We start from the raw sequence: 23894 nt of genomic DNA, 5'->3' as shown, positions 1-23894 counted from the left end.
CGGCCTGGCCAAAAGCTTCGGCACCCATGCAGCCGTGGCGGACATCTCGCTGACCGTGCGCAGCGGGGAGATCTACGGACTGGTGGGGCCGGACGGTGCCGGCAAGACCACCACGTTGCGGATGCTGGCCGGCCTGCTGGACCCGTCCGGCGGCAGCGCCCGGGTGGCGGGTGCCCGGCTGCCGGCCCAAAGCAGTGCCGTCAAGGACCACCTGGCCTATATGAGCCAGCGGTTCGGACTTTATCCGGACCTGACGGTGGATGAAAACATCAATTTTTACGCCGACCTGTATGGTGTCAGCCGCAAAGACCGAACCGCGCGACTCGAGGACCTGCTGGACTTTTCCAACATGCGGCCCTTCCGCGGTCGGCTGGCCGGCAACCTCTCCGGCGGCATGCGGCAGAAGCTGCAGCTGATCTGTGCCCTGATCCACACCCCCCGGGTGCTGCTTCTGGACGAACCGACCAATGGCGTGGACCCGGTCAGCCGACGGGACTTCTGGAAAATTCTCTACCGGATGCTTAAAAAAGGGGTCGCCATCCTGGTCACGACGGCATATCTGGACGAAGCCGAACGCTGCAACCGCATCGGGCTGATGGACCACGGGCGGCTCCTGACCCAGGGCACACCGGAGGAGATCCGCCAGTCCATGCCCTTGCATATCCTTTCCGTAAAAGGCGAACGGACGCGTCAGATCGCCCGGGAGCTTCGGCAGCGGCTTCCCGATGCCCAGCGGGTGGAACTATTCGGAGACACTGTGCACGTGGTGTGCTCCGATGCGCCGTCCACCGCGGACCGGGTCCAGCGGATCCTCGACCGGGCGGGCCTCCAACCGGCAGCCATCCGTCGGATCCCCCCCAGCCTCGAAGACGTTTTCGTCAACGCGGTGGCGCCCACCGGTGGCGACACGGCGTCTCTTCCGGCGGCGGAAACCGACCCAGCGGCCGAAGCAAGGTTGCCCGAGTCTGGAACCGCGGCTGTTGATGTCGAGGGTTTGACCCGGCGCTTCGGTGATTTTGTGGCCGTGGACCGCATCCGCCTGTCGGTCCCCGCCGGTGAGATATTCGGATTCCTGGGGCCCAACGGTGCGGGCAAGAGCACCACCATCCGCATGCTCTGCGGACTGCTCAGCCCATCGGACGGCGGCGGCCGCGTTGCCGGCTGCGATATCATCGGCCAGGCGGAGGCCATCAAGCAGCGCATCGGCTACATGAGCCAGAAATTCTCGTTATACGACGACCTCACGGTTTCCGAAAACATCGACTTTTACGGGGGCATTTACGGACTGACCGGTCGGGCCTTGAGCCGGCGCAAGAACTGGGCCGTCCGCATGGCCGGTCTGGACGGACGTGAAAACCAGGCCGCCCGGCTGCTGGCCGGCGGGTGGAAGCAGCGCCTGGCCCTGGCCTGCGCCATCCTGCACCGCCCGCCCATCGTGTTCCTGGACGAACCCACAAGCGGGGTGGATCCGTTGAGCCGGCGCCGCTTCTGGGATCTGATCTACGACATGGCCGGACGGGGGCGAACCGTTTTCGTGACCACCCATTACATGGAGGAGGCCGAGTATTGCGACCGGGTGGCCCTGATCTACCGGGGCCGCATGATTGCCCTGGGCACCCCGCGGGAGCTGAAACAACGGCTGACCGGTGAAACCATCCTGGATCTTCGCTGCCCGCGGCCCCAGGATCTCCTGGAAGGCCTGGCCGCCCTGAAGGGCATCCGGGACGTGGCCCTGTTCGGTGCAGGGCTTCATCTGAAGGTGGACGACGCCGATGCCGCCAGGAATAAGATCCGACGATACACCGACGCAATGGGGCTGCCGCACGCAACCGTTGAAACGGTTGACCCCGCCATGGAAGATGTGTTCGTCTCCCTCATCGAGCGGGAGGACCGCCAAAATGGTAGCAGGAAGTAAGGATCTGATCGGGCTGGGTTGGGGTTCGTCAGCAAGGCTGACAATCGCCAATACATTTTAAAATACAATAACCTATTTCAAAATTTCAAACCCAGTGGTCTTGAAGAAAGAATACGCCAATTCGATAGAGCCGTGAGATTTTCCGCTAAATTATTGCCAAAGACAATTGCAAACATCAATGCGGGCAAACAATAGTTGGTTTGTATCTTGTTTGAGATTGGGTGCTTGTAATTTATTATTTCCGGCTTGTCCGGGTTAGGTGGTCTGCCAAGGAGGGTGCAATGAAAGTCCGGCGTCTCATGGCGGTGGCCCGCAAGGAATTCATCCATGTCATCCGAGACTGGCGAAGCCTGGCGCTGGCCATCGCCATCCCCATATTCCTCATCGCCCTGTTCGGCTATGCCCTGTCCATGGACTTGAAGCATGTGCCCACTGCCGTCTGGGATCAAAGCCGCAGCGCCGAAAGCCGCCGGCTGCTCAGCCTGCTGGACGGCTCCGCCTATTTCTCCATCGAACGCCATGCCGACAATTACCGGGACCTGTCGACCATGCTCGATGCCGGCCGGGTCATGGTGGCCCTGGTCGTTCCCGCCAATTTTGCCGATCGGTCCAGGGCCGGGCGAAAAGTGCACATCCAGGCGATCGTCGACGGCTCGGACGCCAACAACGCGACCCTGGCCATGGGCTACATCAACGCCATCGGGCAGATATACAGCAGTGGGCTGGCGGTGAAAGGAACCATCGCCGGCGGCGCTGCCGGCCGGGTCATCCTGATGCCCCGGGCCTGGTACAACCCGGATATGGACAGCCGCAAGGTCGTCATTCCCGGCATCATCGCCCTGGTCATGGTGGTCATTGCCGCCATGCTCACCAGCGTCACCGTGGCCCGGGAGTGGGAGACCGGCACCATGGAGCAGCTCATCAGCACCCCCATCCGCGTACCGGAACTGGTTCTTGGAAAGGTGGTGCCCTACTTTGCGATCGGGCTGGCCGACGTGGCCATCGCCGTGGTCATGGGCCGGTGGATCTTCGACGTGCCCCTGCGGGGCAGCACCGGTCTGCTTTTTTTAACGGCATCGATATTTCTTACCGGCGCCCTGTTTCTGGGACTGCTGCTGAGCATTGTGCTCAAAACCCAGGTACTGGCCAACCAGATCGCCCTTTTTTCCGGCTACCTGCCCACCCTGCTGCTCTCCGGGTTTGTCTTCGGCATCTACAACATGCCGGCGGCCATCCAGGCGATCACCTTTATCGTACCGGCCCGCTATTTCATCGCCCTGCTTCGGGGGATTTTTCTCAAGGGCATCGGCCTTGAAATACTGGGTCTCAACGCGCTGCTGCTAACCGTTTATGCCGCCATCATGGTGGTCCTGGCCCACCGTAAAATGCGGCTGAAACTGGACGGGTGACCCATGATTCTGAGAATTCGACAAATGCTGGTCAAGGAGTTCCTGCAGATGTTTCGCGACACGCGCATGCGCCTGGTGGTCCTGGTCATGCCCCTGGTGCAGCTCACCGTGCTGGCCTTCGCCCTGACCACGGACGTGAAGAATATCAGCACGGCCGTGGTGGACCCGGATCACACCGCGGAGAGCCGCGACCTGGTGTCCTCATTTTCCGGCGGCGGCTATTTTCACATTACCCATCGGTTCGCCACGGACAGCCATGTGCGGCGGCTGATGGATGCCGGTACGGTGCGCGCCGTGATTCGCATCCCCCAGGGGTTTTCGGCTGACCTGCGGGCGGGCAGAACAGTGGCGCTGCAACTGATCGTAGACGGCACCCTGAGCAATGATTCGGCCATCACCCTCAGCTACGCCAGCCAGGCGATCGCCACATTCAACCGCCGCAGGGCCACCGGATGGTCGGCAGCCCCGCCGGCCGATCCGGCAGCCGTGGAGGTGCGCATACGGGCCTGGTACAATCCGAACCTGGAAAGCAAATACTACTATGTGCCCGGCCTGATCGCCGTAATGCTCATTCTTATCGGCCTGGTTCTCACCTCCATGGCCATTGTCCGGGAAAAGGAGATCGGCACCATCGAACAGGTCATGGTGACCCCGATCCGCCGGGTGGAATTCATCATCGGCAAGACCCTGCCTTTTCTGCTGACCGGCATGGTCACCATGACCATGATGTTCATCATCGCCCGGTTCCTGTTTGACATCCGGATACAGGGAAGCGTCACCCTGCTGTACGCCACCGCCGGCATCTATATCCTGGGAAACCTGGGGCTGGCCCTGCTGGTCAGTGTCACGGCCCGCACCCAGCAGCAGGCCTTGTTGACCGCATTTCTGATCCTCATGCCCACCATCCTGCTGAGCGGCTTTATCTTCCCCATCCGCAATATGCCTGACCCCGTTCAATGGGCCACGATAGTCAACCCCATGCGCTGGTTCCTTCAAATTCTCCACGGCATCGTGGTCAAGGGGGTGGGCATCAGGACCCTGTGGCTGCCGATCATTGCCCAGATCGCTCTGGCAGGCGGCTTCCTCGCATTGGCCGTGGGGCGGTTTAAAAAGACCTTGGAATAAGTTCAGGGAGAATAACGATGCAAAGGCAATTGATTTTTCTGCTGATGATGACATGGGCCGGCAGCGCCGCTGCCGAGGTACTCTCCATCGATCAGGCCGTCCGGGAAGCCCTCGGCAACAGCCCGCTGATCCGCCAGGAGGCGGCCGACCGCCAGGCGGCCCATTACGCTGAAAAAGAGGCCCGGGCAGCCTTCTTTCCCAGCCTGACGACCGCTTACTCTTACCGGAACCTGGCCGATGCCCCCTTCGTGAACATCAACGGCAACCAGGTCACGACAAACAGCCGGGCTCAGCACCACTGGGAAGTCAGCCTGACCCAGCCCCTGTTTTCGGGATTCGCCATCAGTGCGCGGCACCGCCTGGCGCAGCTGGGCCTTGAAACCCGGGAGCTGGAGATGCAGCAGACCCGCCTGGCGGTGGTCCTGCGGGTGAAACAGGGTTGCTTCAGCCTTCTCATGGCCGGGAAGAAACTGGATGTGGCCCACAGCAACATGTCGGCACTGGCAGCCCATGAAGCCGACGCCCGCATGTTTCATGAAAACGGCCTGGTCCCTTTGAATGACCTGCTCAAGGCCGGGGTTGCCAGGGCCGAAGCCGTCCAGCAGGTGCATCGCGCCGTGGCCGGCGTAACCGACGCCCGGGCCACCCTGAGCCTGGCGATGGGGAGGCCCTACGACAGCAGCATTGCCATCACGGACAGGACGACGGTGGCGCCACTTGAATCGGATCTGGACGCCCAGGTGAAACTGGCGCTGGAGAAGCGGCCGGAAGTATATGCCCTGATACAATCGATCCGTTCCAAAGAAGAGGCGTTGCGCCTCACCCGGAGCGATTATTATCCCCGCATCGACCTGACCGGCAGGTACCAGCAGGACGGGGACGACCCGGGGGCAGGCAACAACGACTATTCCAACCAGTATAACGCCAGCATCGGGATTCAGGCCCAATGGGTTCTTTTCGAGGCCGGGAAAACCCGTGCCGGTTCTGCCCGCATCCGCGCCGAACGGCACGCCGCGCAGCAGGCACTCAGGAAAATGAAGGACGACGTTCGCCTCCAGGTCATCCGGGCGCGGCTCGACCTGGAAGTGGCCGCCCAGAACATCGATACGGCCCGACAGGCACTGGAACAGGCCCGCGAACACTGGCGCATCACCGAGGCACTTTACCGGCAGCAGATGACCACATCCACCGAGGTTCTCGACGCCCGCAATTATCTCAACCGGGCCGAAAACACCTACTACGAATCACGCTACAGCCATGGAACGGCCCTGGCGCAGTTGCAATGGGCAGTGGGTCATATGGAGTTGACGCAGGGCACCGGGCGGTAGTAAGTTCGTTTTTTCGAGTGAACCGGAAATCAAGGAAAGCGAATCCAAATGGCTGATTTTCTATTCTGGTGGCAGCACCTGCCGGCGCACATGGACCCGGTCATATTTGAAATCGGCGGGTTCAGGCTTCAGTACTACGGGCTCATGTACATCGTGGCCTTTGCCATCACCTACCTGCTGGCCAGCTACCGGCTCCGGCGGGAAGATCGATTCAACCTCGACCTCGAGCAGCTTCAGGGCCTCCTGACGGCCATGATTCTGGGACTGATCATCGGCGCCCGTCTGGGCTATGTGCTCTTCTACAACGCCTCCTACTACCTGCATCACCCCCTGGAAATCATCCTGCCCTTTGAATTCTCCGGGGGCATCCGCTTTACCGGGATCACCGGCATGTCCTACCACGGCGGGCTCATCGGCGTGGTGGTCGCGTCGGTCATCTTCGTGCGCAAAAACCGGCTTGATTTTTTCCACATGGCCGATCTCATCGTCCCCTGCATTCCGCTGGGCTATACCTTTGGTCGCCTGGGCAACTTTATCAACGGTGAGCTTTACGGCCGGGTGACCACCCATCCCATCGGCATGCTCTTCCCCCTGGCACCGGGTCCCGGCAGACGGCACCCCTCGCAGCTTTACGAGGCCTTTTTCGAAGGCATCGTGCTCTTTATTGTCCTGTGGACGGTCAGAAACCGAAGCACCACCCGGGGCGCCATGCTGGCCTTCTACCTCATGGGATACGGCCTGGTGCGTTTTTTCATCGAGTATGCCCGCCAGCCCGACGCCCATTTGGGTTTTATCATGCTGTCCCTCTCCATGGGGCAAATGCTCTGCATGGCCATGATCCTGGCCGGCGGGTTGCTGTGGCTCTATCTAAAAAAGCGATCCCGCATTCAACCAGAAGGGAAAACCTGACAAAAAGCCGACATCTTTGACTCCCAGCCCATTTCGTTTTTTGAAATTGTACATCCCTAGCGTTCGTTCAGAAATGGTGGCTTGCGGCTCAGATCAAGGCTGCAGCGAATTGAAAACCACAGGCGTAGCAGCGCTACGTCGAGGATTTCCAATTGGCGATAACGCAGATATGGGCCGCAAGATGCCGATTGTGAATGAGCCCTATCTATGGGGATATGCTTTCCAGCACTCTCCCCCGGGAAGTAAAAGAAATGCCCTGCTGGGTCTTGGTGCTGATCATCACCGATTCGATCAACGGTTCCGCCACCGGTTGGTCCGACTGCCAGCGGATGATGAATTTGGCACCGGACCCGCCGCTTTTATCCGACTCGGGCACGACATAGCGCTTGGTGGCCATGGCGTTGAGGGCTAACGCCTTGTCCAGATAGTGCTTCAGGAATCTTCCGTCCGAGTCATAATAATCCACCGCCGTGAGTTTGATGACATGCGTGGGGTCGGTGTTGCGTATGCTCAAGGTGGCGGCAAGGTAAAAGGGCTGCTCGCGGTCACCGCTGTAGATATGAGAATAGACCGGCACGTATACGGTCTGTCCCCTGAATAACCGCATATCTGCGCCGGCCGGACCGGCGAGCAGGCCGGCAAAGGCTGCCACCAGGGCACCAACGGCCACAAGGGTTCGGGTACTGCCGTGTTGGGACATCGTAGGCCTCCCTTCGTGTATTCAATGAAAGTGACGCCGGGGTGAGGCTCCTGTTTTCCGAACTTGCCGACAGTCCACATGGACGCCATCTATGTACCAACATTCATTGGACAAATCAATTGGGGATCGACCGCCCTCCCCCTAAATGACCCGGTCATTTCGTGGCCGGACCTTGATTTTGAACCAAGCATGTCCAATTTGGTGGACTGATTTCATTTTTTACAGGAGGATCAAACCATGCCGGAAGTGACAACGACCATTTCGCATATCGAAGGCACCACCGCTGCACGCACGCAGATTCGCGACCATGAGCTGGTCACCGACCGCCCGGCGGAAAAAGGGGGCGGCAACCAGGGTCCAATGGGCGGGGAGTTGCTCGTGGCCAGCTTGGGCGGGTGCTTCATGAGCAATCTTATCGCCGCTTTCCAGGGAAGGGAGCTTGAGCCCGAAGGCCTTACCCTCACGGTTCGGGGTACGCTGGATGGCACCCCGCCCCGTTTTCAGAAAATGGCCTTGACGGTTCAGGGCAAGGGCATCAACCGGGAGCAGATGGAAAAATTGATCCAGATCGCCGAACGGGGCTGCATCGTGGCCAACACGCTGAAACCGTTCATGGATGTTGAAATCTCCATTGGGTGAGGGAGATTGTTCTTCGAGAATGAAAATTTCCGCAGGAATCGCAACTGCGTTTTACATTCAAAGCCCGGGGCCCCATCCCGGATCTGGCTTGCCATCGCCGACCGGTGTCATTCCTGTTTCTTGGCCTTCTCCTTCAAGGCCCGCCAGTGCTTCAAACGCCCGGCAATCATTTTCTCATACCCCCGGTCTACGGGAAAGTAGAAAAGACTGCCGGCAAGCGCATCGGGCAGATGCTCCTGGGCGGCGTACCCATCTTTGTAGTCGTGGGCGTAGCGGTACCCCTTGCCGTAGCCCAGGTCTTTCATCAAGCCGGTGGGCGCGTTTCTGATGTGCAGGGGAACCGGCAGCGCGCCTTTTTCCCGGACCACCTGCCGCACCGTGTTCCATGCCCGGTAGATGCTGTTGCTCTTGGGCGCCGTGGCCAGATAGACAGCCGCCTGGGCCAGGGCCAGGTCTCCTTCCGGATGTCCTAAAAACCGGAAGGACTCCATGGCCGCCAGGGCCATGCGCAGGGCAAACGGATCGGCATTGCCTACATCCTCGGAGGCGAACCGCACCATGCGCCGGGCCACATAAAGGGCATCTTCGCCGGCCTCCAGCATGCGGGCCAGCCAGTAAAGGGCCGCGTCGGGATCGCTTCCCCGCAGACTCTTGTGAAATGCGGAAATGAGGTTGAAATGCTCGTCACCGCCCTTGTCGTAAAGCAGCGCCTTTTTCTGCAGAGCGCTTTCCACGTGATCCAGGGTGACCGTTCGGCAGGTGCCCGTCTCTGGCGGCGATTCGGCCAGGGTCAGCGTGACGGCCATCTCCAGGCTGTTGAGGGCGCTGCGTGCATCTCCCGAGGCCATCTGGATCAAATGCTGCCGGGCTTCTTCGGCAAGGCATAAATTCAGTTCACCCAACCCGCGCTTTCCATCCCCCATGGCCCTGTCGAGCACGCAGCCCACAGCGTCCTCGTCCAACAGGTTGAGGGTGATCACCCGGCATCGGGACAACAGTGCCGAAATGACCTCGAAGGACGGATTCTCGGTGGTGGCGCCGATAAGCGTGATCAGCCCGGACTCGACGTGGTGGAGGAAGGCATCCTGCTGGGCCTTGTTGAACCGATGGATTTCATCCACGAACAGGATGGTTCGCTTGCGCTGGAACTGCCGCTGTTTTTTGGCTTCGTCGATGACTTCCCGGATCTGCTTGACGCCCGAGAGCACCGCCGAAAAATGAACGAAATGAGATTGCGTTTCAAGGGCGATGATCCGGGCCAGGGTGGTTTTCCCACAGCCGGGGGGCCCCCACAGGATCATGGAAAACACCCGATCGTTTTCAATGGCATGGCGAACCAGGGAACCCGCACCGGTCACGGCGTCCTGGCCGAATACATCGGCCAGCCGCTGCGGTCGCATACGCTCGGCCAGCGGCCGTTGGGGATCGGTGGCGGCTGCCGCCTGATAGTCGAAGAGATCCATCTATCTTTTGCTTTTGGTGCGTCGCTTTTTTTTCCAGCTGGCGGGTGTGCGTTTCTTGTTTAAAAAATCCGGATTTTTTCCGGTGCGTTGCCGCAAAAGCAGGCGAACCGGCGTTTTGTCCAGGGAAAACGCCTCCCTGATCTGGTTGATCAGATATCGCTGGTAAGAGAAATGCACCCCGCCGGGGAAATTAACGAAGCTGACAAAGGTGGGCGGGCGGGTGGACACCTGAGTGGCATAGTAGAATTTCAGCCGCGTGCCCTTGTGCAGGGAGGGTTCGGTGCGCGTCAAGGCCTTGTCCATGGCCTTGTTCAGCTGTCCGGTGGTGATCCGGGCCGCATACTGGGCGTAAACCTGGTCGACAAGGGGAAAAATTCGCTGAATCCGCTGACCGGTTTTGGCCGACACCGTCGTCACCGGCGCAAAACTGAGGAACTTGGCGTCCATACGCAATTTTTCCGTCAGGCGCTTCAGGGCCTTTCCGTCCCGGTTATCTACAAGGTCCCATTTGTTCAGCAGAAAGATCGCACCGCATCCGCGGTCGTATGCGTAGCCGGCCACCCGGACGTCCTGATCGGAAATCCCCACATCGGCGTCGATGATAATCAGGGCCACGTCGCAGCGTTCCAAACTTCGCAGAGCCTTGATGATGGAAAATTTTTCCAGCCGGAAGGACACTTTTCCCTTGCGGCGAATTCCCGCCGTGTCAACCAGCACGTATTTCCTGTCTCCCCGGTGAAAAACGGAGTCGATAGAATCCCGTGTGGTACCGGCGACCTCGCTGACCACCAGCCGGTCCTCCCCCAAAATGGCATTGATCATGGAAGATTTCCCGGCATTGGGTTTTCCCACCACTGCAATGCGGATCGCATCAGACCGTTCTTCTTTGGCGTCCATTTCCGGAAAGCCGGCGGTCAGTTCATCCAGAAAACTGGCGACACCGTATCCGTGCTCGGCGGATACCGGAAACAGGGTGTCGATGCCAAGGCTGTAAAAATCGGACAGGGCCTTTTCCTGCCCCTCGCCGTCAATCTTGTTGACCACGTAAAACGCAGGCTTGTCCACCGTGCGCAGGATGGCAATCAGATCGGCATCAAAAGGCGATATCCCCCCCTTGCCGTCCAGGAGGAGGATAATGGCATCGGCATCAATGATAGCCTGTTCCACCTGCTGGCGGATGTGGGGGGCAAACGCGTCGTCATCCCCTTCGGCAAAGCCGCCGGTATCCACCAGGGTAAATGCTTTATCGTCCCAGCGGGCATCCCCGAAATTCCGGTCCCGGGTCACGCCGGGCAAATCGTCCACAATGGCATCCCGGGATCGGGTGATCCGGTTGAACAGGGTGGATTTGCCCACATTGGGCCTGCCAACAATGGCAACGATGGGTTTCATTACATGTTTCCGATCAAGGTTTCCGGCCGGATCAATCGCTGGCCGCAACGGTTCATGAGCTTCGAGCTTAAATTGTATATCCCAGGAGTGAATCACGTGTCAAACGTCCATTGGGTGATACCGTCGGGCTCACTGGAATAGACACCGAAAGGGGTTTCAACCCAAATTTTTTTGGTGTATGTTGGCCAGGCAACCGTGCGACCCCGACACCCCACCATCGGGTATAAATGAAACATCTGAATCGAGCGCTGAAAGGAGGCCCCATGCCGGACCTGGCCTATGTGAACGGGGAATTCATGCCCATCGAAAAGGCGGTGGTGCCCATTGAAGACCGGGGCTACCAGTTTGGTGACGGTGTTTATGAGTTTATCGCCAGTTATGAAGGACGCCTCTTCATGCTGGAGGAGCACCTGGATCGGTTGGAGCGATCCATGCGGGGATTGAACTTCGATCCGATTTCCCGTTCCGAGATCAAAGCGGCCATCTGCGACCTGGCAGAACGTTCCGGATACCCCCGCGCGGGCATTTACATTCAAATTTCAAGGGGCGCCGCCCCCCGAAACCATGCCATCAGCCCGAACATCTCCCCCCAGATCATAATGACCATCCGGCCGGTCAAGGAAATCCCGGCAGCGATGCGAAAAAAGGGGGCAACCGCCATTACCGTTGAAGATACCCGCTGGGACCGGTGCGACATCAAAACCGTTCAGCTGGTGGCCAACAGCCTGGCCAAGCAGAAAGCCCTGGATTCAGGCTGCGACGATGCCATCTTCGTGTCGGCCAGCGGTGTCGTTCGCGAAGGGACCAGTTCCAACCTGTTCATCGTATCCGGCGGCCGGCTCATGACCCATCCGTTGACCAACAATATCCTTCCGGGCATCACCCGCACGGCAATTTTTCGCATCTGCAGGCAAGCCGGCCTGGATGCCGAGGAAGCGTTTTTCGACACCGAAACACTCTATGGTGCCGACGAGGTCTTTCTCACCGGAACGGTCACCGAAGTGCTTCCCGTGGTGCGCATCGATGGAAAATCCATCGGTGACGGTAAGGTGGGCCCCACAACCCGACAAATCTACACCCTTTTACGACAGCTGGCCCTGGAAGGCCGTTCCGTCTGACCGACAGCGCGCAGCGGCGTCGTTTGCACCTGACGGCTGTCGCCCTGATGATCGGATGCAAATCAGGCAAGGGCCAGAGAACGCATGGCCCTCCGGCTCGGGTTTTTTATTCGACGGTGTTCAAAACCGCCGTTGCCCGCTGCTGATGACTGTCCGCACCCAGTTGTTTGAAAAGGGCGATGCTCTCCTTGATCAGCGGTAGGGCAAGATCATGGTTTTTTCTTGACAGGTAAAGTCGACCCAGATCGAGACAAGCCTGGCCTTTAATGCCCATGGCATTGATCTGGCTGGCAATACGGATTGCCGTTTTAAAATGATGCTCCGCATGCCTTGCCGCCCGTGGGAGGTTCACCAGGAAAAACGATAAATTCTTCAACACCATCCCCGGGGTCAACCTTCCTTCACGCATGGCGATTTGCAGAAAAATGCTGCCCAGCATGTAATGAAAGGTCTGGGCGTGGTATATTTTACCGTTGGCCAGGTGTTGCCCGGCATGCCTTTTGAGCGTTTTTACACCTGTTGCGATTTCCCCCCGGGCCACGGCAATGACACTGGCAAGGGCGTTCGCCGATGTTCCGATGTACTCATAGCCCGACTGCCGGCAAAAAGTAATAATCTCCTGAAGTTTTTTCTCTGCCTGCGGCACCTCTCCCAGCGAAAGGTGGGCATAAGCCATCAGAAAACGTGCGTTAACATCAAAAAGCGGGTCTCCCGAATTATCGATGGCGGTAATGCACTTTTCGATGGCGGCACGGTAATCCCCGGCTGCAAAACACCCCATACCATGGGCCAGGTGTCCTTCGGAGAGACTGTTTACGTCCCCTGCACTCTCTCCGTAGGCCAGAAGGCGATCCCCCAACTTGTGGCATTGGCGACAGTCCCCCCTGAACCAGTGGGCGATGGCCGTTCCGGTGAGAACAAACCGGACCAGGTTCTGACCTGTCTCAAAAAACCAGGAGGAATCTTCGGATTCGAAGAAACGGGAAGCCGCTTCGGCTTTGCCGGCAAAAACAAGCGCCTCGTCCAGACGTCCCAGATCGGTACAGGTCCAGATCAGGCATGCATTGGCGTAAGCGATCACTTTATAGCTTGTGATCTGCTCACCGATGGCGATCGCCTCGAGCAGGCAGCGGCGGGAGGAGTCGAGATGCTCGCGCCGCTGGTGCGCCCAGCCCAGGCAGGCAAAATACATCCCCTTGAGTTGAAGATCCGGGCTGTTCATTGCTGACGATTCATGCCGCTCCAGCAAGGTCAATACATCCCCGTAGTGACCACGCAGGTGGAAAACAAAAAACCACTCCAGCAGGAGTTCCAGTATCCGGGATGCCGCATCGTCAACCGGCCGTGCCTTGTCCGTAAGCAGTTGGTAGGCCTTTTCGTAATAATTGTGCGACTCGATGACGGCATACTTTTTCAATCCCTTGCGGCCGGACAACTTCAGGTAGTTAACCGCTTTGGCCAGTGAATGGCCATTGCTGAAATGAAATGCCAGCGGCTCACAAAGGGCGTCGATCCGTTCCGCGCCCTGCCTTTCGAGAACCCGGCCGATCCGCTCGTGAAGATTTTTACGCTGTCGCTTCAGAAGGCTTTTATAGGCCACCTCCTGAACCAGCGCGTGCTTGAACACATAGACGTCTTCACCCGGATCGTTGCCGTCAAAAATCAATCCCAGTAATTTGAGAAGGGCGACGCTGCCATCGATTCGCTTTGGGTTGGCTGAAATCCGTTTGAGAACAGCCGGAGAAAAGCGCCTGCCAATGGCTGAGGCTTCCTGAACGATGCGCTTGTCGGCATCACCCAGGCTGTCCAGCCTGGCGGCAATGACCGAAGAGATGTTGGACGAAAAGGCCGTATCGCCGATAATCCCGCGGACCTGCCATCGATTGCCATTTTTCTTAAGGATTCCGTCATCGACCAGGGAATTGATCAGTTCTTCCAGAAAAAAAGGATTTCCCCCCAGATGATCAGCGATAAAAGCCAGCAACCTGCGCGGAACTTCTTCCGTCTGAAGAAGGGATCTGACCATCGCCTCGCTTTTTTCCGGCGGCAGGTCTTCGATCAGGATATACTGATTTCTGTAATACGGGTTCGTGATCTGGCGGTGGTTGAAGGTCAACAGACCGGGGCGGTAGCTGATCAGAAAAAAAACGGGGAGCGCCGCGTTGTTGAGCATCATCCGGAGCAGATCCACCGTGGATGGATCAGCCCAGTGCAGGTCTTCGATGCAGATGATGGTCACGCCGTCCTGCGAATAGCTGATCGCCAATTGGATCAGGGCCTGGCGCAGCTTGAGCTTCCATGCTTCCGGAGTAATGTTGATCGTGTTGTCACGAGAATGGATAAACAGGCGTTCCAGGACGTGGGCAATGGGTCCGTCTTCCCCCTCCAGCGGCCTGAGAATCTCAACCAGCTTTTGCCGGACCACGGTTTCGGAATCGCCTTCCCGTAAATCGACTGCACGGCCCAGCAATTCGATCAGTGGGGAATAGGGCATCGCCTGGGTAAAGGTATATGCGTTTCCCTGAAGCCACTGAACGTGCTTTGGGACCAGTTTTTTTTTAAATTCATAAATCAGCCGGCTTTTTCCCGTACCGGCGTCTCCTTCGATAAAAACACAGCACCCGCGTCCCCGTGAAGCCTCAGCCATCGCCTCCCGAAGCGCTGTCATCTCGGCCTCACGCCCGATGAGCCGGGAACGCAATCCCCGCAGCCGGCGAATTTTGTCCGGTTTTTTTTCGGCGCTCCTCACGCGATAGGCATCGATGATGTCTGCATTGCCATCGTCTGCGCCGGGAGACCGTTTTTCGAAAAGGAAAAAACCCGATGTTAACGCCATGGTGCCGGGCCCCACCAGAATTTCATCGGAAGCAGCCAGAGTGGTCAACACCGATGCCCGGTTGACCGTCTCTCCGGTGATGCCGTGCCTTCCGGTCGCCAGGTCGATCTCTCCGGTTACCACCAGTCCCGTGGCAATGCCCGAATGCATGGCCAATGGGCCTTCCAGCTGCCTTTCAAACCGCTCGCTCATTCCGGACACGGTACTGTGAATGTCCAGGGCTGCACGAATCGCACGGATCGGGTCGTCCTCGTGAATGCGTGGAATTCCGAAAACCGCCAGCACTTCATCCCCGATAATCCGGTCAATGTATCCTTCATATCGGATAATGATACCAACGATTTCTTTGAAAATCAGGCTCATCATCTCCCGGACGTCCTCGGGATCCAGCCGTTCACAAAGCGCGGTATAGCCGGACAGATCGGAGAACAGAACGGTGACCTGTTTTCGCTCACTGCCGCCTGTGGGCCCCCTTGGAGATTGTGGGCTTACCTTGGAAACCGTTGGATATTCATGGTCGACCGGCCGATTTGGCCGTGAAAATGGGTCGGGGGAGCCGGTCAACGGCCGGCCGCATGCATTGCAGAACTTACTTGCGGAGCGGTTGATCGTCCCGCAGGCATCACACAACAGCCCCAGCCGGCAGCCACACACATGGCAAGCCGTTTCATCTTTGTCCACAACACTGTGGCACACGGGGCACTTCATTGGATAGGCATCCGTTCGGGGCAAGAGGGCACCTCCCCGTTATTTTATGTCCGGCAAACGCCCTGCCATCCTTTGTGGGGACGGTTCAGGGATGGTCGGCGCCTTCCACCACGACGCGTCGGACCCGGGAAGAGATGCCACAGGTCATTTCATAGGGGATTGATCCCATGGCCTCGGCGACCGCGAGGACCTGGATCGATCCGTTCTCGCTGTCTCCCCAGATCAATACGTCATCACCCACCGCCACCGGGGCGTCACCCACATCCACCATCATCTGGTCCATGGTAATCGTACCCACCACCGGGTAGCACCGGCCGCCAATCAGGGTCTGGAGCCGGCCTGTCAAATGGCGCCGGATCCCGTCCGCGTATCCGATGGGCAGTACGGCGATGGTGGTTTCCCTGTCGGTTTTCCATCGCCTTCCGTAGCTCACATTATGACCGGCAGGCAAGCGCCTCAAATGAGCGACGACCGTGTTGAGGGTCATGACCTGTTTTAACGGAACCGATCGCGAGGTTTCCGTTGAGGGGTAATGACCGTAAAGCATGATCCCGGACCGGCAGGCATCGAAATAACTCTGGGGCATATCGAGAATGGCGCCGCTGTTGGCCATGTGGACCATGGGAGGCATCTGGCCAAGGATCCGCAGCCGTTTCAGCAGGGCGTTGAAGCGGTCCAACTGGCCCATGGCGTATGTTTTATCCGCCTCGTCGGCAGTGGCAAAGTGGCTGTACAGTCCTTCCCAGGCACAGCACCGGGAGCGGGACAGTTGGTCGAAAAAATCCGGTTCCCGATCCAACTGCACGCCCACGCGCCCCATGCCGGTTTCCACGTTGACATGAACGTATGCCTTCTGGCCCCCCCCGGTTGCCCGTTCAATCCATCGGAGGTCTTCGACGCCGAACACGGTGATCCGGAATCCGGCCCTGACGGCATCGGGGAGTTCATCCGGCAAGAGTCGTCCAAAAATGATGATGGGAACATTGATGCCGCTGTCACGAAGGGCCGCGGCTTCCTGAAATTGGGCAACGGCAAGCAGATCAGCCCCCTCATCGACCAGGCAACGGGAAACGGCAATGGCGCCGTGGCCGTAGGCATCGGCTTTGACCACAGGTATCAGGCGGGCAGGTGCGATCTTTTTTTGGATTTCACGATAGTTGAATCGCAGGGAATCTAAATGGATACGGGCGCAAGTTCGTGGATCCATGACCGTTTTCCAGGTGGAGGTTGTCGGTACTGCCGCTTCAATGCAAAATCTGGCTTAAAAACAGTTTGGTACGGTCATGCTGGGGGTTGTCAAAAAATTCGGTCGGGGAATTCTGCTCGACAATCCGCCCGTAGTCCATAAACAACACCCGATGGGCAACGCTTTTGGCAAATCCCATTTCATGGGTGACCACCAGCATGGTCATCCCCTCCTGGGCCAGGCTGATCATGACGTCCAGCACTTCTTTGACCATCTCAGGATCCAGAGCCGACGTGGGCTCGTCGAAAAGCATGACGTTGGGCTTCATGCACAGGCTACGTGCGATGGCCACTCGCTGCTGCTGTCCACCGGAGAGTTGACCGGGAAATTTTTTGGCCTGCTCGGCGATGTGAACTTTTTCCAGGTAGTACATCGCCGTTTCATCGGCCTCCTTCTTCGGCGTTTTTCTTACCCAGATGGGGCCCAGCGTCAGATTTTCCAGGATGGTGAGGTGAGGAAAGAGGTTAAAATGCTGGAACACCATACCCACTTCGGCCCTGATCTTCTCAATGTTCTTAAGATCGTTGGTCAGTTCGATGCCGTCAACAATGATCTTTCCCCGCTGGTGTTCCTCCAGACGGTTGATGCAGCGGATGAGCGTGGATTTTCCCGATCCGGAGGGGCCGCAGATAACGATACGCTCTCCCCTGGCGACTTCCAGGTTAACATCCTGAAGCACATGAAAGTCACCAAACCACTTGTGCATGTTGACGATCCGGATGATGGTGTCGTTGGTTTCCAGGGTATTTTCAGTGGATTCAAGTTTCTCAGACATGTTAAAACCTGTTGTGTTAAGTTTTAAGCAATGGCATGCTGTATAATTTTAGTAAGTTAGCGTTATCAAATGAACAAGTGGCCACCAACCAGGGTATCAATACTACGATTCTCATCCATCACTTAACACGTAACACTTAAAGCTGCTTTTATTATAACCCCGTATCCAGCTCCCGCTCCAACCGGCGGCTGTAATTTGACATGAAATAGCAGCATAGAAAATAAATCACCGCCAGGAAAATATAGGCTTCGGCCGAAAACCCCATCCACTTGGGATCCGACAATACGGACTTGGTCGTTTTCAAAAGGTCGTAAAGCGCAATGATCACAACCAGGGATGTATCTTTGAAAGCCGAAATGAGAATACTCACCGATGGCGGGATGACAATTTTCAGGGCCTGGGGCAAAATGATCAGGCGCATGGTCTGATAATAGTTCAACCCCAGGGATTCGGCGGCTTCATACTGACCTTTGGCAATCGCCTGCAGACCGCCGCGGACCACTTCGGCAATGTAGGCGGCGGTAAACAGAATGATGGCCACCTGGGCACGCAGGATCTTGTTCACGGTGACCCCCTCGGGTAAAAAAAGGGGGAAAATGACCGAGGACATGAACAGCAGGCTGATCAGCGGCACACCGCGAATCATTTCGATATAAACGATGCATAGGGTTTTTACCGCCGTCATTCGCGACGCACGACCCAGAGCCAGCACGACCCCCAGCGGATAGGCCGCTGTCAGACCGAACACCGACAGCAGCAGTGTCAGGGGCAACCCCCCCCACTGGGTGCTTTCCACTGGCGCCATACCGAACAGGCCGCCTCGCAGCAGCAACCCCATCACCACCAGGGCCACCAGCCATCCCCATCCCAGGGCTTTGCGCCAGTGGCTGCGGTCCCTGCTGTAGAAAAGCAGAGCGACCAGTATGACCATGGCCAGCAGCGGCCGCCACTGCAGATCATGCGGGTAAAATCCGAAAATGATGAATCTCAGGTTGGCTGAAACGATGGACCAGCAAGCCCCTTGGCCGTTCTGGCATCCCGCCCCGGATGGCAGCCAATGACTGTCCACGAATGCCCATTTTAAAAAGGGCGGTAGTATTTTAACCATCAATGCGATAATGATTACCGTCAGGATCGAGTTGAACCATCCATTAAAAAGGTTGCGTTTGGTCCAGCCCAGAATCCCCACCGACGTGGCCGGCGGCTTGATCGTATCCACACTGCTGTCGTAGGAATAAACGGTCATCGTTCAACCAATGCCATTTTTTTGTTGTACCAGTTCATAAACGCCGAGGTCACCAGGCTGAGACACAGGTACACAGTCATGATCATCGCAACCCCCTCGATGGCCTGACCGGTCTGATTGATGGTGGTGTTGGCCACCGAAACAAAGTCGGGGTAACCGATGGCCACCGCCAGAGAACTGTTCTTGGTCAGATTCAACATCTGACTGGTCAACGGTGGAATGATGACCCGCAACGCCTGGGGAAGGATAACCAAGCTGAGCACCTGGCCCTGCCTCAGCCCCAAGGCCCTGGCAGCCTCGGTTTGCCCTTTGTTCACCGACTGGATACCGGCACGCACAATCTCGGCCACGAAAGCGGAGGTATAGAGGACCAACCCCAGCAGCAGGGCGGCAAATTCGGGACTGACACTCATCCCCCCCTGGAAATTGAATCCACGCAACTGGGGAACGTCCATGGCCACCGGTGCGCCACCCAGTGTCCAGACCAAAAAGGGCAGTCCCAGCAACAGCCCCAGAGCGCACCAGAAAACAGGAAAGGTTTTGCCGGTATTAAATAAACGCTGGATTGCCCACCGCCGCAAAAAATACGCAACAATACAGGCGCCTAAGAATGCCCATCCCATCCATCCCCAAACAGGGTGGTCGGCGGGCACGGCGAAAATCATGCCCCGGTTGCATAAGAATAGGCCGGAAAGAGGATTGAGCGCCTGGCGAGGGGATGGCAGCATTTCATAAAAAAAAGCGTACCAGAAAAAAAGCTGCAGCAGGACGGGAATATCCTGAAGGACCTCAATGTAGATGGCTGCGAGTCGGGAAACCAGCCAGTTGGATGAAAGTCGCGCGATACCGACAAGGGTACCTAATAAAACCGTCAGTATGATACCGATGAAGGAAACTTTTAGCGTATTGAGCACCCCGACAAAAAGGGCCCTGGCGTAATTGTCTGCTGCCGAGTAGGAAATGATGGATTCACCGATTTCGAAAGAACTCTCTTTTTCGAGAAATCCGAAACCGGTGGCGATGGCCTGGCGCTCGAGGTTGGTCAGCGTATTGGACATCAGGTAGTAGCCCAATCCCGCCACCATGAGCATCACACCCACCTGATAGATCAGTGATCGCTTGGCGGGGTCGTTGAGCAGGGGAATTTTTTCATCCCCGGTATGGACCGTTTGCATCCTGTTATGGCTCGAGGTTACGCGTTGCTGAGCGCGTCAATGAAAGACACACGCTCAGCAACGGGTTAACGATAGTACATACGGAATAGTGGCCACGAGAAAACGGGCAAAACGAAACCGATTCAACCGGCTGACGGCCACGGACGCCCTGCGCCGCTTATTTAAACGGAGGAGAATACATCAGGCCGCCGTCGGTCCAGAGGGCATTGAGGCCACGCTCTATTTTGAGGGGGGTGTTTTTCCCCACGTTGCGCTCGAAGACCTCTCCGTAATTGCCAACCATCTTTACGATGTTGTATGCAAATTTTTCGTCCAGACCCAAGGCTTTGCCGTTACCAGGGCTCACACCAAGAAAACGCTGCACTTTGGGGTCGGCACTCTTGAGCATTTTGTCGACGTTCTTCGAAGTGATCCCCATCTCTTCCGCATTGATCATGGCCAGGACAGACATGTTGACGATGTCGTACCATTGATCGTCACCGTGGCGAACGGCAGGGGCCAGAGGCTCTTTGGAAATGATTTCGGGAAGGATTATATAATCGTCCGGATTGGGTGCCACAGCCCGGGTGCCGGCAAGCTGGGAGGCGTCCGAGGTCAGGCAGTCGCAGCGGCCGGCAAAAAATGCTTTGGCCAGTTCAGCCGTATTCTCTATAACCACCGGTTTCATCTTCATGCCGGTGGAACGGAAGTAATCGGCGACATTCAATTCCGTGGTCGTGCCGGGCAAAACACATACCGCGGCGCCATCCAGTTCCTTGGCACTCTTTACCCCCAGCGCTTTGGGCACCAGGAAGCCCTGTCCGTCGTAATAATTGACCTGAACGAAATCAAGTCCCAATGCCGTCTCCCGGCTCAAGGTTCGGGTGGCGTTGCGGCAGAGCACATCGATCTCACCCGATTGAAGGGCTGTAAAACGGGTGACGGCGGTCAACGGCGTAAACTTGACCTTACTTGGGTCTCCGAATACGGCGGTGGCAATGGCCCGCCCGGTGTCAACATCCAATCCCTTCCAGACGCCTTTTTCATCCGGTTTGCCGAAACCGAAAAGATCGCCATTGACCCCCACTTGAACGAAACCTTTGGCCTTGACATCATCCAGGGTGCCGGCCGAGGCGGAACCGATCAGTGCAAATACAGCTATCACGGCAATCACCATACTCAATCGTTTCATCACGTCCTCCTCCCATCAAGCAAGCGGTTAATATAATGGTGGACCTGTCTGGGGTCCGTGGAAAAATTGGCGTTTTATACGGTTTTGGCGGGGAAACACGTTCCTTAAAGATGAATCCTTGATTCCAGATGGGATACCATGGAAGCTTCCGTTTTGGCAAGGGTATTTGCAGGTTGCGTTTACAAAGTGCGCCCACCTTTGTCAGATTCAGTGTCAATGCCGCCTAAGGGGCGGCATTGACAAAGAACCCGACCTCGGGTAGGCAACACCTGTAAGCTAATTTTCTCGGTGCCATAAGGAGGGGCTATGGTTTTGAAAATTGTGAACACATGCCTGAAGATCGCTGTACCGTTGTTGCTGGCCACAGCGTTTGTCTCATGTTCTAAAAAATCCTATATAGACGTTGAATATCGACTGCCACCGTCTGCCGGCACCTTGGCCGGACGCACGGTCTTTGTTGAAACCCGGGATTTTCGCAGCGATACGGAAATTTTCGACAGACGTGCCAAGGATAAGTTTAAGGACTTCTCCGGCCTTTTTGCCCTTTCATTGACATTTCCCGAAGACCAGCACAGGTTGAAGGGGGCCTACGAATTGCCGATGCTTTTCGAAACGGCGCTTGTTGAGCGGTTGAAGAAGTTGGGGATCGGCATGGCGGCCGAAACATCACCGAACGTCCCGGAGTTCCAGATCAAAATTAATCAGTTTCGCATCAAACTGATTGGCCGGAAATGGCTCGCTGACGTCAGCTATGAAGCCAGCCTGTCCCAAGATACTCAGTTGGTCGCACGAGAGGTGGTAAGCGGCAGTGCCGAACGGATGAGACTGGTGGGAAGCGGGGGCGCGGAAAAAGTAATCGGTGAAATTTTCACGGATATGATCAACCGGCTGAATATCGAACGGCTTTTCCAGCAGGCCGGACTATAGCGTCCCCACCGGCGGGCGCCCGCAATTGAATTCCGTTTCGCTGACGAAGGGCCAATCATTTATAACGATTGCGGTCGCCCCTAAAGGCCCCGACGAAAGGGCCGTTGTCTTTGAAGCAGATAGCGCCCGTTTAAGGTTTTCGAGCCTGTTGCATAGGGCGCTTACTCGATGCCATACAGCTTCATTTTACTCAACAGGGAGGGGTGGCTGATCTCGAGCATATTTGCCGCATGGGTCCGGTTGCCGCCGGTTGCGGTCAGCGCTTTTCGGATCAGCCTATCCTCCAGTGCCGCTTTGCCAGCCTTCAGCGAAAAGCCCTCATAGCCGCTGTCACCATCAGGCTTAATCGCACCTGCGTTTACCAATGAAAAGTTCTCAACTTCCAGAGTGTTTCCGTCGGCGAGAACGATAGCCCGCTCAATGGCGTTTTCCAGTTCTCTTATATTTCCCGGCCAGCCGTGCTGCATCAACGCGGCCATGGTTGCCGGCGAGACATTTTTAATGCTGCTGCCAAGGGCGTCATTGAATCGCGTGATAAAAAACTGGCAAAGAAGAGGGATATCTTCAGCCCGTTCACGAAGGGGAGGCAGTCGAATGGGGATTACATTGAGGCGATAGAACAGATCCTCCCTGAACTGCCCGGTTCTCATTTCCGCTTCCAGGTCTTTGGCGGTTGCCGCAATGACCCGCACGTCGATGGATCTGGCCCTGGCGGCGCCTAAAGGACGAATTTCACCCTCCTGAAGAACCCGCAGCAGTTTGGGTTGCAAGGCCACCGGGATATCACCGATCTCGTCGAGAAACAGGGTCCCCCCTTCAGCGACCTCGAAAAGGCCTTTTTTGTCTTTATCTGCACCGGTAAAAGCACCTTTTACATGACCGAACAATTCGCTTTCTATCAGGTTCTCCGGAATTGAAGCGCAATTTACCGGAACCATTGGGCCGGTCCGGCGGTCGCTTTCCTGATGAATTCCCTGGGCCACCAGTTCCTTTCCGGTTCCGCTCTCACCGGTAATCAGCACCGTACTGTTGAACCGGGCCACTTTCAGGGCGATGGAAAAGACGTCCTGCATGACCTGGCTGCGCCCCACCATGTTTCCGAAGGACAAACTGCCGGCGATGCGACAGATGCGGTCTTTAAGTTCAAGATTCTCTCTTTTGAGTCGTTCCCGTTCTTCCGCTTTTTTAATGGTCAATCGGATTTCTTCATTTTTAAACGGTTTGGAAATAAAATCGTATGCACCGAGTTTCATCGCTTCGATAGCCATGTCAATGTTGCCATAGGCGGACATCATGATAACGGTAGTCGAAAGCAGTTTGTCCTTTGCGGCCGTTAAAAATTCCATGCCGTTCATCTTCGGCATCTGGACGTCGCAAAGAATGAAATCGAAGGACTGGGTGGATAAAATGCCATGCCCCTCGGTACCATCTGTTGCGGTGGTGATTTCATAGCCATAACGCACGAGCATGCTCTTAAGCATGTGGCGCATATTTTCCTCATCATCAATAATGAGAATTCGTTTACCTTTTGTTTTGTTTTCCATAACCGTCTGTCTGTTTGTCGAAGGATTTGATCGAAGCACAATCAGGCTGCGTTGCCAGTGGTAAGATCACCTCGAAAAAGGCGCCTTGCCCCTCGATTCCGGACGCTGTTATATGTCCCCCGAGTTTCTCCACGATCATGAAAGAGACACTCAGTCCCAACCCCGTGCCCTTGCCGGTTTGCTTGGTGGTAAAAAATGGATCGAAGATGTGCGGCAGATTCTTGGAATCAATGCCGGGCCCATTATCCTCAATGGTCACCTTTATAAA

The 23894-nt window shown here is 56.8% G+C and carries 19 protein-coding genes and 1 pseudogene (1 of these 20 only partly in view); 9 read left to right on the top strand and 11 right to left on the bottom strand.

Going from position 1 to position 23894, the window contains the following annotated elements; genetic code table 11:
* Positions 1–46: 46 nt before the first annotated feature.
* The 6 genes and pseudogenes from DSCA_RS33415 to lgt form a co-directional block, all read left to right on the top strand.
* Positions 47–541, top strand: a pseudogene (locus DSCA_RS33415) (ABC transporter ATP-binding protein); the annotation flags it as partial.
* A complete protein-coding gene (locus DSCA_RS29680) occupies positions 518–1915 on the top strand; it encodes an ATP-binding cassette domain-containing protein (RefSeq protein ID WP_407924265.1) in 1398 nt (465 codons plus the stop codon). The pseudogene DSCA_RS33415 and the gene DSCA_RS29680, both read left to right, overlap by 24 nt.
* A 281-nt stretch (positions 1916–2196) precedes the next feature.
* Entirely contained in the window at positions 2197–3324 is a 1128-nt protein-coding gene (locus tag DSCA_RS29675; RefSeq protein WP_155319875.1) for an ABC transporter permease, read from the top strand.
* Positions 3325–3327: 3 nt separating this feature from the next.
* Positions 3328–4449: an ABC transporter permease gene (locus DSCA_RS29670; RefSeq protein WP_155319874.1), complete on the top strand. Its 1122-nt coding sequence runs from the start codon at positions 3328–3330 to the stop codon at positions 4447–4449.
* 17 nt (positions 4450–4466) lie between these two features.
* Complete coding sequence (locus tag DSCA_RS29665; RefSeq protein WP_155319873.1) at positions 4467–5777, top strand: TolC family protein; 1311 nt, start codon at positions 4467–4469, stop codon at positions 5775–5777.
* Positions 5778–5825: 48 nt separating this feature from the next.
* The gene (gene lgt / locus DSCA_RS29660) at positions 5826–6686 is read left to right on the top strand and encodes a prolipoprotein diacylglyceryl transferase (protein ID WP_155319872.1); all 861 of its coding nucleotides are present in this window, start codon (positions 5826–5828) and stop codon (positions 6684–6686) included.
* A gap of 205 nt (positions 6687–6891) precedes the next feature.
* On the opposite strand, the gene DSCA_RS29655 is transcribed toward lgt, so the two are convergent.
* The gene (locus DSCA_RS29655; protein WP_155319871.1) at positions 6892–7386 is read right to left on the bottom strand and encodes a DUF3124 domain-containing protein; all 495 of its coding nucleotides are present in this window, start codon (positions 7384–7386) and stop codon (positions 6892–6894) included.
* Positions 7387–7623: 237 nt separating this feature from the next.
* Here DSCA_RS29655 and DSCA_RS29650 point away from each other — a divergent pair, with 237 nt between their 5' ends.
* Positions 7624–8025, top strand: a complete 402-nt coding sequence (locus tag DSCA_RS29650) for an OsmC family protein (RefSeq protein ID WP_155319870.1) — start codon at positions 7624–7626, stop codon at positions 8023–8025.
* A 107-nt stretch (positions 8026–8132) separates the two neighbouring features.
* On the opposite strand, the gene DSCA_RS29645 is transcribed toward DSCA_RS29650, so the two are convergent.
* Entirely contained in the window at positions 8133–9488 is a 1356-nt protein-coding gene (locus tag DSCA_RS29645; protein ID WP_155319869.1) for a replication-associated recombination protein A, read from the bottom strand.
* Complete coding sequence (der, locus tag DSCA_RS29640; protein ID WP_155319868.1) at positions 9489–10880, bottom strand: ribosome biogenesis GTPase Der; 1392 nt, start codon at positions 10878–10880, stop codon at positions 9489–9491. It abuts the gene before it with no gap.
* Positions 10881–11143: 263 nt separating this feature from the next.
* On the opposite strand from der, the gene DSCA_RS29635 reads away from it, so the two are divergent.
* Complete coding sequence (locus DSCA_RS29635; RefSeq protein ID WP_167528009.1) at positions 11144–11998, top strand: D-amino acid aminotransferase; 855 nt, start codon at positions 11144–11146, stop codon at positions 11996–11998.
* A gap of 106 nt (positions 11999–12104) precedes the next feature.
* Here DSCA_RS29635 and DSCA_RS29630 read toward each other — a convergent pair whose 3' ends face one another.
* From DSCA_RS29630 to DSCA_RS29605, 6 genes are all read right to left on the bottom strand, one after another.
* Positions 12105–15542, bottom strand: a complete 3438-nt coding sequence (locus DSCA_RS29630) for an adenylate/guanylate cyclase domain-containing protein (protein ID WP_155319866.1) — start codon at positions 15540–15542, stop codon at positions 12105–12107.
* 85 nt (positions 15543–15627) lie between these two features.
* Positions 15628–16749, bottom strand: coding sequence for an alanine racemase (gene alr / locus DSCA_RS29625; protein WP_155319865.1), 1122 nt, complete (start codon positions 16747–16749; stop codon positions 15628–15630).
* A 37-nt stretch (positions 16750–16786) separates the two neighbouring features.
* Positions 16787–17563: an amino acid ABC transporter ATP-binding protein gene (locus DSCA_RS29620; protein WP_155319864.1), complete on the bottom strand. Its 777-nt coding sequence runs from the start codon at positions 17561–17563 to the stop codon at positions 16787–16789.
* 151 nt (positions 17564–17714) lie between these two features.
* Complete coding sequence (locus tag DSCA_RS29615) at positions 17715–18809, bottom strand: amino acid ABC transporter permease (RefSeq protein ID WP_155319863.1); 1095 nt, start codon at positions 18807–18809, stop codon at positions 17715–17717.
* On the bottom strand, positions 18806–19984 hold the full coding sequence (locus tag DSCA_RS29610; protein WP_155319862.1) for an amino acid ABC transporter permease: 1179 nt from the start codon (positions 19982–19984) through the stop codon (positions 18806–18808). Before DSCA_RS29610 ends, DSCA_RS29615 begins: the two co-directional genes overlap by 4 nt.
* Before the next feature lie 157 nt (positions 19985–20141).
* Complete coding sequence (locus tag DSCA_RS29605) at positions 20142–21155, bottom strand: amino acid ABC transporter substrate-binding protein (protein WP_155319861.1); 1014 nt, start codon at positions 21153–21155, stop codon at positions 20142–20144.
* 306 nt (positions 21156–21461) lie between these two features.
* Here DSCA_RS29605 and DSCA_RS29600 point away from each other — a divergent pair, with 306 nt between their 5' ends.
* On the top strand, positions 21462–22082 hold the full coding sequence (locus tag DSCA_RS29600) for a hypothetical protein (RefSeq protein WP_155319860.1): 621 nt from the start codon (positions 21462–21464) through the stop codon (positions 22080–22082).
* Between the two features lie 161 nt (positions 22083–22243).
* Here the strand turns inward: DSCA_RS29600 and DSCA_RS29595 are convergent, their stop codons facing one another.
* On the bottom strand, positions 22244–23626 hold the full coding sequence (locus DSCA_RS29595; protein WP_155319859.1) for a sigma-54-dependent transcriptional regulator: 1383 nt from the start codon (positions 23624–23626) through the stop codon (positions 22244–22246).
* Positions 23604–23894, bottom strand: the 3' portion of a protein-coding gene (locus DSCA_RS29590; RefSeq protein ID WP_155319858.1) for a sensor histidine kinase. The gene runs 1299 nt beyond the window's last position; only the last 291 of its 1590 coding nucleotides appear in the window; its start codon lies off the right edge, out of view; its stop codon occupies positions 23604–23606. Before DSCA_RS29590 ends, DSCA_RS29595 begins: the two co-directional genes overlap by 23 nt.

Origin of the sequence: Desulfosarcina alkanivorans, from assembly GCF_009688945.1 — a bacterium.
Taxonomy (GTDB): domain Bacteria; phylum Desulfobacterota; class Desulfobacteria; order Desulfobacterales; family Desulfosarcinaceae; genus Desulfosarcina; species Desulfosarcina alkanivorans.
The sequence above is the reverse complement of the archived record's forward strand: the minus strand, read 5'-3'. Positions and strand labels throughout refer to the sequence as shown.

What these genes read in the sequence shown, in the direction of transcription:
- DSCA_RS29670 (WP_155319874.1), top strand. Translation starts at nt 3,328, where the DNA reads ATGATTCTGAGAATTCGACAAATGCTGGTCAAGGAGTTCCTGCAGATG.
- der (WP_155319868.1), bottom strand. Translation starts at nt 10,880, where the DNA reads ATGAAACCCATCGTTGCCATTGTTGGCAGGCCCAATGTGGGCAAATCC.
- DSCA_RS29605 (WP_155319861.1), bottom strand. Translation starts at nt 21,155, where the DNA reads ATGAAACGATTGAGTATGGTGATTGCCGTGATAGCTGTATTTGCACTG.
- DSCA_RS29650 (WP_155319870.1), top strand. Translation starts at nt 7,624, where the DNA reads ATGCCGGAAGTGACAACGACCATTTCGCATATCGAAGGCACCACCGCT.
- DSCA_RS29600 (WP_155319860.1), top strand. Translation starts at nt 21,462, where the DNA reads ATGGTTTTGAAAATTGTGAACACATGCCTGAAGATCGCTGTACCGTTG.
- lgt (WP_155319872.1), top strand. Translation starts at nt 5,826, where the DNA reads ATGGCTGATTTTCTATTCTGGTGGCAGCACCTGCCGGCGCACATGGAC.
- DSCA_RS29635 (WP_167528009.1), top strand. Translation starts at nt 11,144, where the DNA reads ATGCCGGACCTGGCCTATGTGAACGGGGAATTCATGCCCATCGAAAAG.
- DSCA_RS29665 (WP_155319873.1), top strand. Translation starts at nt 4,467, where the DNA reads ATGCAAAGGCAATTGATTTTTCTGCTGATGATGACATGGGCCGGCAGC.
- DSCA_RS29680 (WP_407924265.1), top strand. Translation starts at nt 518, where the DNA reads ATGCTTAAAAAAGGGGTCGCCATCCTGGTCACGACGGCATATCTGGAC.
- DSCA_RS29655 (WP_155319871.1), bottom strand. Translation starts at nt 7,386, where the DNA reads ATGTCCCAACACGGCAGTACCCGAACCCTTGTGGCCGTTGGTGCCCTG.
- DSCA_RS29620 (WP_155319864.1), bottom strand. Translation starts at nt 17,563, where the DNA reads ATGTCTGAGAAACTTGAATCCACTGAAAATACCCTGGAAACCAACGAC.
- DSCA_RS29595 (WP_155319859.1), bottom strand. Translation starts at nt 23,626, where the DNA reads ATGGAAAACAAAACAAAAGGTAAACGAATTCTCATTATTGATGATGAG.
- DSCA_RS29675 (WP_155319875.1), top strand. Translation starts at nt 2,197, where the DNA reads ATGAAAGTCCGGCGTCTCATGGCGGTGGCCCGCAAGGAATTCATCCAT.
- DSCA_RS29630 (WP_155319866.1), bottom strand. Translation starts at nt 15,542, where the DNA reads ATGAAGTGCCCCGTGTGCCACAGTGTTGTGGACAAAGATGAAACGGCT.
- alr (WP_155319865.1), bottom strand. Translation starts at nt 16,749, where the DNA reads ATGGATCCACGAACTTGCGCCCGTATCCATTTAGATTCCCTGCGATTC.
- DSCA_RS29645 (WP_155319869.1), bottom strand. Translation starts at nt 9,488, where the DNA reads ATGGATCTCTTCGACTATCAGGCGGCAGCCGCCACCGATCCCCAACGG.
- DSCA_RS29610 (WP_155319862.1), bottom strand. Translation starts at nt 19,984, where the DNA reads ATGCAAACGGTCCATACCGGGGATGAAAAAATTCCCCTGCTCAACGAC.
- DSCA_RS29615 (WP_155319863.1), bottom strand. Translation starts at nt 18,809, where the DNA reads ATGACCGTTTATTCCTACGACAGCAGTGTGGATACGATCAAGCCGCCG.